At 65.9% G+C, this 12,473-nt stretch carries 12 protein-coding genes; 5 read left to right on the top strand and 7 right to left on the bottom strand.

The annotated features are described in order from the left end of the window. Positions 1-161: 161 nt before the first annotated feature. The 3 genes from dnaA to mutM all read right to left on the bottom strand — a co-directional run bounded on the left by dnaA (position 162) and on the right by mutM (position 3,558). Positions 162-1,571: a chromosomal replication initiator protein DnaA gene (gene dnaA / locus HGK27_RS16335; protein ID WP_407674642.1), complete on the bottom strand. Its 1,410-nt coding sequence runs from the start codon at positions 1,569-1,571 to the stop codon at positions 162-164. A 741-nt stretch (positions 1,572-2,312) separates the two neighbouring features. Further along, the gene (gene rpsT / locus HGK27_RS16330; RefSeq protein ID WP_068090504.1) at positions 2,313-2,573 is read right to left on the bottom strand and encodes a 30S ribosomal protein S20; all 261 of its coding nucleotides are present in this window, start codon (positions 2,571-2,573) and stop codon (positions 2,313-2,315) included. Positions 2,574-2,721: 148 nt separating this feature from the next. Next, positions 2,722-3,558: a bifunctional DNA-formamidopyrimidine glycosylase/DNA-(apurinic or apyrimidinic site) lyase gene (gene mutM / locus HGK27_RS16325; protein ID WP_206241912.1), complete on the bottom strand. Its 837-nt coding sequence runs from the start codon at positions 3,556-3,558 to the stop codon at positions 2,722-2,724. A gap of 348 nt (positions 3,559-3,906) precedes the next feature. On the opposite strand from mutM, the gene HGK27_RS16320 reads away from it, so the two are divergent. The 5 genes from HGK27_RS16320 to dut all read left to right on the top strand — a co-directional run bounded on the left by HGK27_RS16320 (position 3,907) and on the right by dut (position 9,278). Then, positions 3,907-4,659 carry a class I SAM-dependent methyltransferase gene (locus HGK27_RS16320; protein ID WP_206241910.1) on the top strand — a complete coding sequence of 251 codons (753 nt, stop codon included), beginning with the start codon at positions 3,907-3,909 and terminating at the stop codon, positions 4,657-4,659. Between the two features lie 2 nt (positions 4,660-4,661). After that, positions 4,662-6,209, top strand: a complete 1,548-nt coding sequence (gene ubiB, locus HGK27_RS16315; RefSeq protein WP_206241909.1) for a 2-polyprenylphenol 6-hydroxylase — start codon at positions 4,662-4,664, stop codon at positions 6,207-6,209. Then, complete coding sequence (locus HGK27_RS16310; protein ID WP_241127233.1) at positions 6,185-7,363, top strand: hypothetical protein; 1,179 nt, start codon at positions 6,185-6,187, stop codon at positions 7,361-7,363. The genes ubiB and HGK27_RS16310 overlap by 25 nt, the downstream gene beginning before the upstream one ends. 264 nt (positions 7,364-7,627) lie before the next feature. Next, a complete protein-coding gene (coaBC, locus tag HGK27_RS16305; RefSeq protein WP_206241907.1) occupies positions 7,628-8,821 on the top strand; it encodes a bifunctional phosphopantothenoylcysteine decarboxylase/phosphopantothenate--cysteine ligase CoaBC in 1,194 nt (397 codons plus the stop codon). Further along, a complete protein-coding gene (gene dut, locus HGK27_RS16300; RefSeq protein WP_206241905.1) occupies positions 8,808-9,278 on the top strand; it encodes a dUTP diphosphatase in 471 nt (156 codons plus the stop codon). Before coaBC ends, dut begins: the two co-directional genes overlap by 14 nt. A gap of 35 nt (positions 9,279-9,313) precedes the next feature. On the opposite strand, the gene HGK27_RS16295 is transcribed toward dut, so the two are convergent. The 4 genes from HGK27_RS16295 to mltA all read right to left on the bottom strand — a co-directional run bounded on the left by HGK27_RS16295 (position 9,314) and on the right by mltA (position 12,464). Continuing rightward, a complete protein-coding gene (locus tag HGK27_RS16295) occupies positions 9,314-9,697 on the bottom strand; it encodes a lysozyme inhibitor LprI family protein (RefSeq protein ID WP_206241903.1) in 384 nt (127 codons plus the stop codon). Positions 9,698-9,771: 74 nt separating this feature from the next. Continuing rightward, on the bottom strand, positions 9,772-10,470 hold the full coding sequence (locus tag HGK27_RS16290; RefSeq protein WP_206241901.1) for a DUF4136 domain-containing protein: 699 nt from the start codon (positions 10,468-10,470) through the stop codon (positions 9,772-9,774). Positions 10,471-10,608: 138 nt separating this feature from the next. Next, positions 10,609-11,202, bottom strand: a complete 594-nt coding sequence (locus HGK27_RS16285; RefSeq protein ID WP_206241900.1) for a Smr/MutS family protein — start codon at positions 11,200-11,202, stop codon at positions 10,609-10,611. Further along, positions 11,199-12,464 carry a murein transglycosylase A gene (gene mltA / locus HGK27_RS16280; RefSeq protein WP_206241899.1) on the bottom strand — a complete coding sequence of 422 codons (1,266 nt, stop codon included), beginning with the start codon at positions 12,462-12,464 and terminating at the stop codon, positions 11,199-11,201. The genes HGK27_RS16285 and mltA overlap by 4 nt, the downstream gene beginning before the upstream one ends. Positions 12,465-12,473 lie beyond the last annotated feature (9 nt).

The following is a 12,473-nucleotide window of genomic DNA, read 5'->3' as shown; positions in this document are numbered from 1 at the left end:
GCGCCGCAGGCTTTGAAACGAGAAAAGGCGCCGGGGCTTCCTGCCTGCGGCGCCTTTTTCGTGCCCGTGGAAAGGTTGCGCACCGATCAGGATGCCATCAACCTTTGTGTCGGGAGACGTTATGAGAGCGCGAGGGGGTAACCCCCTCGCATCGATCCTTCTCAGCTTTCCAGCTGCCTCAACAGCGAACGCACATCGCCATCCATATCGGCATCGCGCGTGCGCAGGTCCTCGATCAGACGGACGGCATGGATCACCGTGGAATGGTCACGCCCGCCGAACTTGCGCCCGATTTCCGGATAGGAACGCGGCGTCAGAACCTTCGACAGATACATCGCCACCTGACGCGGGCGCACCACGGCGCGCGCGCGGCGCTTGGACGACATTTCGGTGCGGTCCACGCGGTAGAACTGGCAGACGGTGCGCTGAATCTCGTCGATGGTGATGCGCTTGCGGTTGGCCGACAGGATGTCGGTCAGCTGGTCCTCGGCCAGCGCCAGAGACACGGGCTGGCCGGTCAGCTGGGCATAGGCGATCAGCTTGTTCAGGCCGCCCACCAGCTCGCGCACATTGCGGTTGATGGTGCGGGCCAGAAACTCGATCACATCGGCAGGGACGGCCGTAGGCGAGGCAAAGCGCGCCAGACGGTGTTCGAGGATGGAGCGGCGCAGTTCGATGTCTGCGGGCTGGATATCGGCCACCAGCCCCATCGACAGGCGCGAGAGCAGGCGCTGCTCCACGCCGTCCAGAGCCTGAGGGGCGCGGTCGGCGGCGAACACCAGACGCTTGCCTTCACCCAGCAGCGAATCGATCGTGTAGAGCAGTTCCTCCTGAGCCGAGGCCTTGCCGATGATGAACTGGATATCGTCCACCAGCAGCAGGTCGAAGCCGCGCAGGCGGGCCTTGAACTCGATGGTCTGGTTCGAGCGCAGGGCCTGAACAAACTCGACCATGAAGCGCTCGGCGCTGCAGTAGAAGATGCGGGCACGCGGATGGTTGGCCAGGAAGGCGTGGCCGATGGCGTGCATCAGATGGGTCTTGCCCTGGCCGGTGGCGGCCTTGAGGTAGAGGGGCGAGAACTGGGGCTGCTCCAGCGCGGCCATGCGCTGGGCGGCATTGGCGGCCAGCACGTTGGAGGTGCCGGTGACATAGGTCGCGAAGGTCAGCGAGGGGTCGAGACCGATCGAGGCCATGCCCAGCGTATCGGTGACCACGCTGGCCACCTCGCCCACCGACAGGCTGGCGGCGCGGGGCGTGGGGGCATCGTTGGCGGGGCGCGCGGCGGTGTCGCGGGTCAGGCGCAGCTCGGGCATGGCGCGGCGGCCCGGATGCACCGAGATGCGCACATGGCGCACGTCACGCGTGATCTTCCACGCCAGCGTCAGGCGGTCCGAATAGCGATCGGCCACCCAGTTGGCGGAAAATTCGGTGGGCAAATACAGGTCCAGCGTGCCGGTTTCCTTGCAGAAACCACCCAGCTGGATCGGACGGATCCACTGGTTGAACAGCTGTTGCCCCAGGTCCTTGCGCAGGCCCTGGCTGATATCAGCCCAATCGGCGGCGAGATCGATCGCCTCCTGATCCTGCGCGCTGTCCGGGGCGGCCTTGCTTTTGCTGGCCGTTTCGGCACGTCGCCCGCCCCACACCGTTCCTGTCACCGTTGATACTCCCGATCTGTCATAGCCTGTACACATGCCCGCTGCGAGGCCGACCAGTCACCAACCAGGCCGCACAGGCTTCACCCCAAGGGGGCGCCGCCTGCCACGGCCATGTTACACACACAGGACACGAGGATGCCTGCCCCGCCCCAAAGAGCGGGGGAATGCATGCCATCGCGATCCGCTACCCCCTCCGTGAAATCCCGACCGTACTTCAGGCACAGCTTCTCCGCTGGCCCAAACCACCCACGGCAAGGACATCCGGTGAGTCATTTTTCCATGAAGCCCCGAGCAGGATGTGTCCGGGGCAGAAGGGTTTCTATGGACGACTCTGGGGTCAGAGCAAGGGGGCTGCCTGCAAAAATTTTGAAATAAACCACCTTGACAGTGATGCAGCGGCAGAAAACCGTGAAAGCGAATAATCCACTGATTATTAACAAGAAAATGCAGTCGAATTTCATCAACTTTCCACGAATCGGCGCATTTCCACGATTCGTCGCAGGTGAAAGAATTTTGGATACAGCGGGCACGAAAAAACCGGCGGGGGGAACCCCACCGGTTAATCCTCGTCACAATACTTAAACAATCGCTGCTTTTTCGGTCACCGTAAAACGACTCGCCAGAGCGACTCGGATGGTGGCCGCAGCCGATTGATTACAGCGCAGCGACGGCCTTGGTCAGGCGCGACAGCTTGCGGCTGGCAGTGTTCTTGTGCATCACGCCACGGGCAACGCCACGGGCCAGCTCGGGCTGGGCAGCGTGCAGGGCTTCGGTGGCGGCGGTCTTGTCACCACCGGCCAGAGCGGCCTCCACCTTCTTCACGAAGGTACGGATGCGCGAGACGCGGGCACCATTGATCTCGGCGCGCTTCTCGTTGCGACGGAGGCGCTTGCGGGCTTGCGGCGTATTGGCCATGTCTATCCTCAAACTGGCCGAATGCGGCCGAAAATGCTGCTGAAACCTGATACAGGCAGACCCGCGCCAGAAGCACAGGCCACCTTGAAGGCAGCGCCCTTAGCGAGGGTGTTGCGAATCGTCAAGCACTGAGCGCCATTCAATGGCCTTAACGCTGACACACCGGACACCAGAAGCTGGACCGGCCGCCCTGCGTTACCCGCGCAATCGTGCCGCTGCAACCCGGCGCGAGGCAGGCTTCACCCTCCCGCCCATACACCCTCCAGTTGGCCGCGAAATAGCCCAGCTCGCCATTGGGCTGGGCGTAATCGCGGATGGTCGAGCCCCCCGCGAGAATCGATTCCGAGAGCACATCGCGGATCGCGGGCACCAGCCGCGTCAGCTCCGCCTTCTTGATCGAGCCGCCACTGCGCAACGGGCTGATATGCGCGCGGTGCAAAGCCTCGCAGACATAGATGTTGCCCAGTCCCGCCACGATTCCCTGATCGAGCAGCAGCAGCTTCACCGGCCCCACACGCCCCTTGAAGGCCGCTGCCAGATGGGCAACGCTGAGCCCATCCCCCAAAGGCTCCGGCCCCAGAGCGGCAAAGGCGGGCCATAGATCCAGCGCCGTGCTGGTCACCAGATCCACCGAGCCAAACCGCCTAGCGTCGTTCAGCGCCAGCATGGCGGCGGGCAGGGGGCCTTCGGCTTGCGTGTGCAGCACCAGATGGTCGTGCTTTTCCAGCGCATCGGGCTCGATCCGCCAGCGGCCCGACATGCCCAGATGAAACACCATCGCCACATCGCGGTCCGTATGCAGCACGCCATATTTCGCGCGGCGGGTCAGGTCGGTGATCCTTGCTCCGGTCAGGGTCTGCACCAGTTCGGGCGGGAAGGGGCGGCGCAGGCCCTCGCGACGGACCTCGATGCGCTCGATGCGGCGGTTGTGAAGGTAACCCGTCAGGCCGCGGATCGTGGTTTCGACTTCTGGAAGTTCTGGCATGGTGTGCGATGTAAGGGGGATAAGAAGGAAAGAGAAGATGCGAGGGTCATAACCCTCGCGCTCCCTTTACTGTCTACATTGCGCCATGGGTTCGGCCTTGCGCCCAACTTGCCGCGCCGCAGGCAGGGATCATTGAGCCTGCGCAGGCGTTCGCATTCCAGACTTTCCTGCCTGCGGCGCCATAGGTGGCGCAGGTCGAGAGGTGGGGCGCACCCTTCGGGCGCCGCTGCCCATGCGTCGGGAGACGTCATGGGAGCGCGAGGGGATAATCCCCTCGCATTTTCTATCTTTTCATTCTGCCTCATCCTCCCCTTTGCCTCTTCCCTCAAATTCCCTAAAGCGCACCCCATGACCGACAGCACGCAAGACCAGCCCCAGACCGCTTCCTTCGGCTATGAGGAGGTTCCCATTGACGAGAAGGTGGACCGTGTGGGCCATGTCTTCTCCAGCGTGGCGAAGAAGTACGACATCATGAACGATGCGATGTCGGCGGGTCTGCACCGGGTGTGGAAGGATCGTTTCGTGCGCGCGGTGAAGCCGCAGCCCCATGAGCAGATCCTCGATATGGCGGGCGGCACGGGTGACATCGCGTTCCGCATGGCCGCGAAGGGCGCCAGCATCACCGTGTCCGATATCAATCAGGACATGCTCGATGTCGGGCTGGAGCGCGCGGTGGAGCGGGGCATCGACGGCCTCGTGTGGAGCCGCCAGAACGCCGAGGAGCTGAGCTTCCCCAGCCGTCACTTCGATGCCTACACGATTGCTTTCGGCATCCGCAACGTCACGCGGATCGACAAGGCGCTGGCCGAGGCGCATCGCGTGCTGCGCTATGGCGGGCGCTTCTTCTGCCTTGAGTTCTCGACCACCGAATGGCCGGGCTTCAAGGAAGTGTATGACGCTTACTCGCACAAGCTGGTGCCGCAGATCGGCCAGATGATCGCGGGCGATGCCGAGAGCTATCGCTATCTGATCGAATCGATCCGCCGCTTCCCGCCCATGCCCGAGTTTGAGAAGATGATCCGCGATGCGGGCTTCACCCAGACCAAGGTCGAGCCGATTCTGGGCGGTCTGGTGGCGATCCATTCGGGCTGGAAGGCCTGATCTTGGCGACGTCGATCACGCATATCCGGCGCCTGCTGAGTTGGGGCCGCATTCTGGCCCGGCATGGCGCGCTCAAGATCATCGAGGACGCACCCGCCACCCCCGGCCCGGTCAAGCGCCTGTGCCGCATCGCGCGCTTTGGCGCCCGTGTGCCGGAGGTGCCGGATTACGCCGGGGCCTTCCGCGCCATCGGCCCGGCGGCGATCAAGCTGGGGCAGACGCTCGCCACCCGCCCCGATTTGGTGGGCGAGGAAGCCGCGCATAATCTGCTGGCGCTTCAGGACAGCCTGCCGCCCGTCGCTTTCTCTGCCATCCGCGCCGAGATCGAGGGCGCCTTCGCGCGCCCGCTGGAAGACCTTTACGCGCGGGTTGAGGAGGAGCCGGTTGGCGCCGCCTCCATCGCGCAGGTGCATCGCGCGTGGCTGCATGATGGGCAGCAGGTGGCAGTCAAGGTGCTGCGCCCCGGCATCGCCCGCAAATTCGCCCGCGATATCGAGACTTATGAATGGGCCGCCGCCCATCTTGAAGCGCTCGGTGGTGAGGCGGGGCGTCTGCGTCCGCGCCTGATTATCGCCAACTTCAAGCGCTGGACCGCGCGCGAACTCGATCTGCGCCGCGAGGCTGCGTCCTCCAGCGAGCTGGCCGATGTCATGTCGGGCGTCGAGCATTACCGCGTCCCCACCATCGACTGGGAGCGCACCTGCGGCCGCGTGCTGACGATGGAATGGATCGATGGCGTCAAGGTCAGCGATCTGCCTGCCCTGCGCGCGGCGGGCCATGACCTGAAGTCGCTGGCTCGGCGTCTGGTGCTGGCCTTCCTCACGCAGGCGATCCACGCCGGTTACTTCCATGCCGACATGCATCAGGGCAACCTCTTCATCGAGGCGGACGGCACCATCGCCGCCATCGATTTCGGCATCATGGGGCGCATCAACCGTCAGGCTCGCATCTGGCTGGGCGAGATCCTGCATGGCCTCACCACCGGCAATTACCGCCGCGTGGCCGAGATCCATTTCGAGGCGCAATACGTCCCCTCCTACCATTCGGTCGACGAGTTCGCGACGGCCCTGCGCGCCGTGGGCGAGCCGATGCGCGGGCGCCCGGTGAAGGATCTCTCGGTGGGGCAGATGCTGGACGGCCTGTTCGCCATCACCCGCGATTTCGATATGGTCACCCAGCCGCATCTGCTGTTGCTGCAAAAGACCATGGTGATGGTGGAAGGTCTGGCCACCAGCCTCGACCCCGACATCAACATGTGGGACGTCTCCGGCCCCTTCGTTTCGGCCTGGATGCGCGACGAGCTTGGCCCCGAAGGCGCCATCGCCGATCGTGTGCAGGGCGCGGTGAGCGCGCTGCGCCGCCTGCCCGATGTGCTGGAGCGTCTCGAATCCATGGTGCCCACCAAGGGCGCCGCCCCCGAACCGCCGCCGCTGCCGGACATTCCGCTGATGTGGGGGCATGGTAAACGCAATCTTATCCTTTGGGCCGGATATGTGGTCGCCGCTCTGGCAGGAGGTCTGGCGACGTGGGGAGTGATGGCGCATATCTGAGTGGCGGGCTGGCGCATCTGGCGCCAGCTGCCGTCTGGGATCGCTTTGCCTCATGGCCCCGCAGGCGCGCTCTGGCCGCGCTTGTGGCGCTGGTGCTGATGCTGGCGGCCAGCGCCATCGTGCCGCTCACCGTGGGCCGTGGCGAGATCGCCAAGCCCGCCCATCTCCCGACGTTGGGCGCCACAAGCCAGCAGGCCGAGCGCCCGCGTGACGACGACCTGACCCTCTACGATCACGCCATCGCCCGCATCCGCCACGGCGAGAACTATTACGACTTCATCGCGCAGGAGCACCGACAGGCGCATTACCCCCTGCGCCCCGGCCTCGCCGTCCGCCTGCCCACGCTGGCCTATCTTTGCGCCGCCATGGGCGTGGACGAGGCCGCGCCCGCGCCCTTTGCCATCGCCGCCTCCATCGCCCTGATGCTGGCCGTGATCTGGGCCTGGCGCCAGAGGCTGACCGAGGAAGCCTGCTCCGACAGCCAGCGCCTCTTCGGCACGGCGCTGATCTTTCTGGGCGCCTCGCTGGGCCTCAACCGCTATTATTTCGTGCTTCACGAACTCTGGGCGGGGATGCTGATCGCCCTGTCGCTGGGCCTGCACCGGCCCACGCGCAACCGCTGGCTGGGCGCATGGCTGGCCGCCGCCCTCGCGCTCTCGATCCGCGAGCTGGTGCTGCCCTATGTGCTGCTGATGGGCGCCATGGCCCTGTGGCGCGGCAACCGGCGCGAGGCTGCGGCATGGGGTGGGCTTGTGGCGGTGTTCCTCGCCGGGATGGCGGTTCACCTCCACCTGATCGCCCAGCACACATTGCCCACGGACCCTGTTGGCCCCAGCTGGTTCGCCCTGCGCGGGCTGGGCGGCTGGCTCTCCAATGTGGTGCTGGCCTCCAACCTGCGCTTCCTGCCGCACTGGATCGCCGGGCCCATCGTGATCGCCATGATCCTCGGCTGGGCAGGCTGGCGCAGCGAAGCCGGCGCCACCGCCACGCTGCTGTTCCTCGGCTATGGCCTGCTGTTCATGATCGCCGGGCGGGATGACAATTTCTACTGGGGCGCGGTGATCGCTCCGGCGATGTTCGTGGGGCTGGCTTTCGCGCCGATGGCTTTGCAAGGGGTTTGGCAGGCGGTCTGGACGGGGCGGGAAGGGGTTTAAGGGAAGATGCGAGGGGGTTACCCCCTCGCGCTCCCATAACGTCTCCCGACGAAGCGGCAGTGGCGCCGAAACGAAGCGCCTGGGCTCTCCACCTGCGCTACCTCTCAGGCGCCGCAGGCATCAATATCCCTGCCTGCGGCGCGGCGTACTCAGCGCCTTGGCCGAACCCGAAGCGCACCGTAGACACTCATGGGAGCGCGAGGGGGTAACCCCCTCGCATCTTCTCTTCTTCCCCTTGCCTCAACCCCCCGCTATCACGCCAGCATGCAAGGCAAACGCATCCTTCTCATCATCGGCGGCGGCATCGCGGCGTATAAATCCTGCGAGCTGGTCCGCCTGATCCGCAAGGCTGGCGGCGAGGTGACCTGTGTGCTGACCGAGGGCGGCAGCCATTTCGTCACGGCAATGACCTTGGCGGCCCTGAGCGAAAACCCCGTTCACACCACACTGTGGGATCTGAAGAACGAGGTGGAGATGGGCCATATCCAGCTCTCGCGTCAGGCCGATCTGGTGGTGGTCTGCCCGGCGACGGCCAATATGATGGCCAAGATGGCCGCTGGCATTGCGGATGATCTGGCCACCACGCTGATCCTCGCCACCGACAAGCCCGTGCTGGCGGTGCCCGCGATGAATGTGCGGATGTGGCTGAACGCGGCGACTCAGGCCAATGTCGCCACGCTGCGCTCACGCGATATCACCGTACTGGACCCGGATGATGGCGCCATGGCCTGCGGCGAATATGGCCCCGGTCGCCTGCCGGAGCCGCCTGCGGTGCTTCAGGCCATCCAGCATGCTCTGCGCGGCCCCGGTCCGCTGACAGGCCGCCATGTGCTGGTCACCGCTGGTCCCACGCATGAAGCCATCGACCCGGTGCGCTATATCGCCAACCGCTCCAGCGGCTTGCAGGGCTTTGCTATTGCGGAGGCGGCGGCGGCGGCGGGCGCGAAGGTCACGCTGGTGGCCGGGCCGGTCGATCTGCCCACGCCCTTTGGCGTCACGCGGGTGAATGTGGAGAGCGCGCTGCAGATGGAAGCGGCGGTGGAGAAGGCGCTGCCCGCCGATGTGGCGGTGATGGTCGCTGCCGTGGCGGACTGGCGTGTCGACAACGCTGGCGATCCCGCGCGCAAGATCAAGAAGGATGGCTCTGGCCAGCCCCCGGCGCTGCGGCTGGTCGAGAATCCCGATATTCTGGCGGGGCTCTGTGCCTCGCCGCGCAGGCCTGCTCTGGTGGTGGGCTTTGCGGCTGAAACCCATGATGTGATCGCCAATGCTCAGGCCAAGCGCCTGCGCAAGGGGGCGGACTGGATCGTGGCCAATGATGTCTCGGGCGATGTGATGGGGGGCACGCGCAATGCGGTGCAGATCGTCACGGCGCAGGGCATCGAGGCCATCGAGCAGGCCCCCAAGGCGGCCATCGCCCAGGCATTGATTGAAAGGATTGCCCGTGCATTCGACTGACACCATCCCCCTGCGCGTCAAGCGCCTGCCCCATGGCGAGGGCCTGCCTCTGCCCGCCTATGCCACCAGCGGCGCGGCGGGCATGGATGTGGTCTCTGCCGAGGATGTGGTGCTGGCCCCCGGCGCGCGCCATGCGGTGGCGACGGGCCTGTCGATGGCCATTCCCGCAGGGTTCGAGATTCAGGTGCGCCCGCGTTCGGGTCTGGCCCTGAAGCATGGCATTTCGGCGCCCAACGCTCCGGGGACCATCGACAGCGACTATCGCGGTGAGGTCAAGATCATCCTGATCAACCACGGCGACAAGGCGTTTGAAATCCTGCGCGGTGACCGTGTGGCTCAGCTGGTGCTGGCCCCGGTGGTGCAGGGTGGCTGGCTCGAAGTGGAAGAGCTGGACGCCACCGATCGCGGCGAGGGCGGCTTCGGCAGCACGGGCGGCGTGGTGGCTCTGGGCAACTAAGGCGCCGGCTCAGGCTTGAAAGCAGCGCGGGCGGCTTACCGCTCGCGCTGTTTCAGCACCCAGTCATAGGATTGGCGCAGCCAGGCGCTGCGCTCGCGCGTCAGCTTCCAGCGGCAGACCAGCTCTGCGGGCGGGCCGCCGGTGCCCCCGGCATAGAGCGAGAATTCAGCGGCGCATTGCGTATCGCGATAGCCGATCCAGCTGCGCTCGGCATTGACCAGCCCGGTGCGTTCCGGCCCGCTCAGCACACGCAAAATGCGGGAATACAGCGTGTTGAGAGTCTTGTCCTCACGCCCCAGCGCATCGGCGTAGCAATGCACCATATCATAGGTTGTGCTGGCCGAGCGGCAGGGCGCTGCCGGATCGTTGAAGGCCTGCGTGGGCGTGGCTGCCAACAGGAACAGCGGAGCAAGGATCATCGCGGTCTATCCCTGAAAATCTGGCCAGTATTGAGGTCGGCGCGGGTGACCTCACCCGCGCCGATCAGAACGTCTTACTTGTCCGGCTTCACCGTGACCTTCTTTTCAGGCGCGATGGTGATCTTCAGCGATTCGCCCGAATTGCCGGGGAAGCCGGTGAACATCGCTTCCACCAGATTGGGCACCAGATAGCTCAGGTGATCCGAGGTGGAGGCTGCCTGGGCACGACCCTCGAACAGGCGGCGCTGGCTGGCCTTGTCGTCGATGCGCAGTGTGATGTCGCTGGTGTAGACGGTCGAGACGTCGAGGCCATTGTCGAAGAAGGGATCATTCCAGCCCCAGCCCCAGGCGCCGCGACCGAAGCCGCCGTAACCGCCCCAGCCATAGCCGAAGCGACCGCGATAGCCGCGCCACGGACCCCAATAAGGATCGGCAAAGCCGGTCGAGCGCAGGACCTGGCGGCCCTTGTCGATGCCATAGTTGAAATGGACGATCAGCGTTGCGGCGTCAGGATTGGGCGCGGGCGTGTAGCCATATTTGGACAGGTTCTGCGCCACCAGCGTGGCATATTGGCCAAACTCGATCCCGCCGTTCAGCGCCGGATTGTCCGAAACGATGGAGAAGGTCTGCCCCTGGGGTGCGGGCAGCTGGCTGGAGAAACGGGTGACCTTGCTGTCGAAGTTTTCGGCGCAGGCCGAAAGGCCCAGCACCAGCAGGCCAGCCATGGCGGCCTGCGCCAGGCGCGAGAAGGGTTTACGCGCGACGTCGTTCATTGTGTTGTCCTCCGCAGATCACGCCCGGGGCCTATCCTCCCCAGCGGTCCGGACGCATGTGTTATCGCCTTGTGCCTTACCGGAGGGCGACTGAACAGATGTTGAATGCAGGGGTGCAACATTTTGTCGCAAATGGTGTCAGCGCTGCCTTTTCAACACGATATAGAGCGCGCCCGCCCCGCCGTGCCGCACATGGGCGACGCGCAAGGCGGCAATGGCATGGCCATGCGCGCCCTGTGCCAGCCAGTCTGCCACATGGGCCCGGATCGCCCCGCGCGAGGAGCCTGCCGGGCGCGGGCGACCGGTGATCAGCAGCACCAGCCGCGCCTGCTGCTGGCGCGCCAGCGTGAGCCCGTGATCGAGCCGCGCATGGGCCTCATCCAGCGTGAAGCCATGCAGGTCGAGGCTGAAATCGGGCGCGACCAGCCCCTTGGCAAGGCGCTTGTCCCACCCGGCATCCAGCCCGTGCCGGTCAAGCGGGCGCGGCGGTGGGGCTGCGGTGGGCGGTGGCGGCAGGGGCGGCGGCACGCGGCCCTTGATCCGCTTGGGTGGAGGAGGCAGCGCCTCGGCACTGTCGGCAGGCCTGGGCTGGGCGACAGGCGTGGCGCGGCGTTGCGGTTCGAGAGGCGTGACGGTCTGCGCCAGACGGGCCCAGAGCGCCTCCTCTTCCTGCGTCAGCTTGCGGCTGCGGGCGAATGCAGGCCGGGGGAGTGCCCAGCCCGACCGTTTCATCGCAGGCCCAATCGGGCGAGCGAGGCACGCGGCAGCAGCACATTGGCCTGCCCATGGCCGACCATGCCGCCAGCGATGCGGCGTGCGTCAGCCCCGGCGCCCCAGAAGCTGTCGAAGCGGTTGGCGCCCTTGATCGCGCCGCCGGTGTCCTGAGCGATCCACAGCCCATTGGCCTGCGTCGCCCCTGCCAGCGCCGGGTCCATCGAGAGGAAGACCGGAGCGCCCAGCGGCGTGAAGAGCGGATCGGCGGCCACGCTGACATGGGCATGGACCGGCAGGCCCATCGCGCCCACAGGACCGTCGCCATTGAGTTCGCGGAAGAAGACCCAGCTCTTGTTCTGGCGCATCAGGGCGCGGCCATCATCGGGATGGTCGTGGATATATTGCACGATGCCCTGCATCGATCCGGGATATTGACCCGGGCCGGTGCCGATCAGCCCCTGCTGGCGCATCAGCCCGCCGATGTTGGTGTAATTCTGCCCATTGTCCCCGGCATAGCCGATGCGCATCACCGAGCCATCGGCCAGACGCAGTCGTCCGGAGCCCTGCACCTGCAGGAAGAACAGCTCGACTGGATCGGCGGCCCAGGCGATTTCGTCGCCTTGCCCGGCAAGCTGGCCGTTCTCGATCTGGGCGCGCTCGTAATAGGGGACGAAATGGCCGGTTTCGTCATAGCGACCGAAGGGGGTCTGGCCATTGGCCTTGACGGGGGCATCGCCGGGGCGGGCGTGGACCAGATCGCGCGGCATGCCATAGACCGGCGCGTCATAGCCTGGCGCATGCTGGCGGCTGCCCGCGATTTCCGGCTCGTAATAGCCGGTGACGAAGGTGGCGCCCGAGCCGATGGTCACGGCGCGGAAATAGGTGTTGAAGAAGTTGGGCGCATCGGCCGTGGGCCAGTCACCAGCCGCCGAGCAGGCGCTCTGCCAGTCGCTCTTGATGGTGAGGCCGCTGGGGTCGTTGTGGCTGGTGAGGCGGGGGCAGCTGGCGCGGAAGGCGGCCAGCACCGGTCCGGCGCTGCTGGGGGTGAGGCCGAAGCTGGCGATCGACGGGCCGGCATGCACGCCAGCCACCAGCGCATTGGCGGGTGGGGGCGGCGCAGCAGGCTGGGTGGGCTGCACGGGCACCGGCGCCGGGCGCGCGGGATAGGGGCGGTTTGAGACCGGCCCATGCGATTCAGGAATCACCCGGCCGCAACCGGCCAGCAGCATCAATGTAAACAGGGCCATTGCGGCCCTGTTCTTCCCCAGCCCTGCGATCATGGATTCAGC

The organism is Novosphingobium terrae (assembly GCF_017163935.1).
GTDB lineage: Bacteria > Pseudomonadota > Alphaproteobacteria > Sphingomonadales > Sphingomonadaceae > Novosphingobium > Novosphingobium terrae.
Note: the sequence above shows the minus strand (reverse complement) of the source record. Positions and strands in the feature narration are given on the sequence as shown.

Bases quoted from the DNA above. Each gene is read 5' to 3' on its own strand.
- rpsT (WP_068090504.1), bottom strand. From the start codon at position 2,573: ATGGCCAATACGCCGCAAGCCCGCAAGCGCCTCCGTCGCAACGAGAAG.
- mutM (WP_206241912.1), bottom strand. From the start codon at position 3,558: ATGCCAGAACTTCCAGAAGTCGAAACCACGATCCGCGGCCTGACGGGT.
- HGK27_RS16320 (WP_206241910.1), top strand. From the start codon at position 3,907: ATGACCGACAGCACGCAAGACCAGCCCCAGACCGCTTCCTTCGGCTAT.
- coaBC (WP_206241907.1), top strand. From the start codon at position 7,628: ATGCAAGGCAAACGCATCCTTCTCATCATCGGCGGCGGCATCGCGGCG.
- HGK27_RS16295 (WP_206241903.1), bottom strand. From the start codon at position 9,697: ATGATCCTTGCTCCGCTGTTCCTGTTGGCAGCCACGCCCACGCAGGCC.
- HGK27_RS16290 (WP_206241901.1), bottom strand. From the start codon at position 10,470: ATGAACGACGTCGCGCGTAAACCCTTCTCGCGCCTGGCGCAGGCCGCC.
- HGK27_RS16285 (WP_206241900.1), bottom strand. From the start codon at position 11,202: ATGAAACGGTCGGGCTGGGCACTCCCCCGGCCTGCATTCGCCCGCAGC.
- mltA (WP_206241899.1), bottom strand. From the start codon at position 12,464: ATGATCGCAGGGCTGGGGAAGAACAGGGCCGCAATGGCCCTGTTTACA.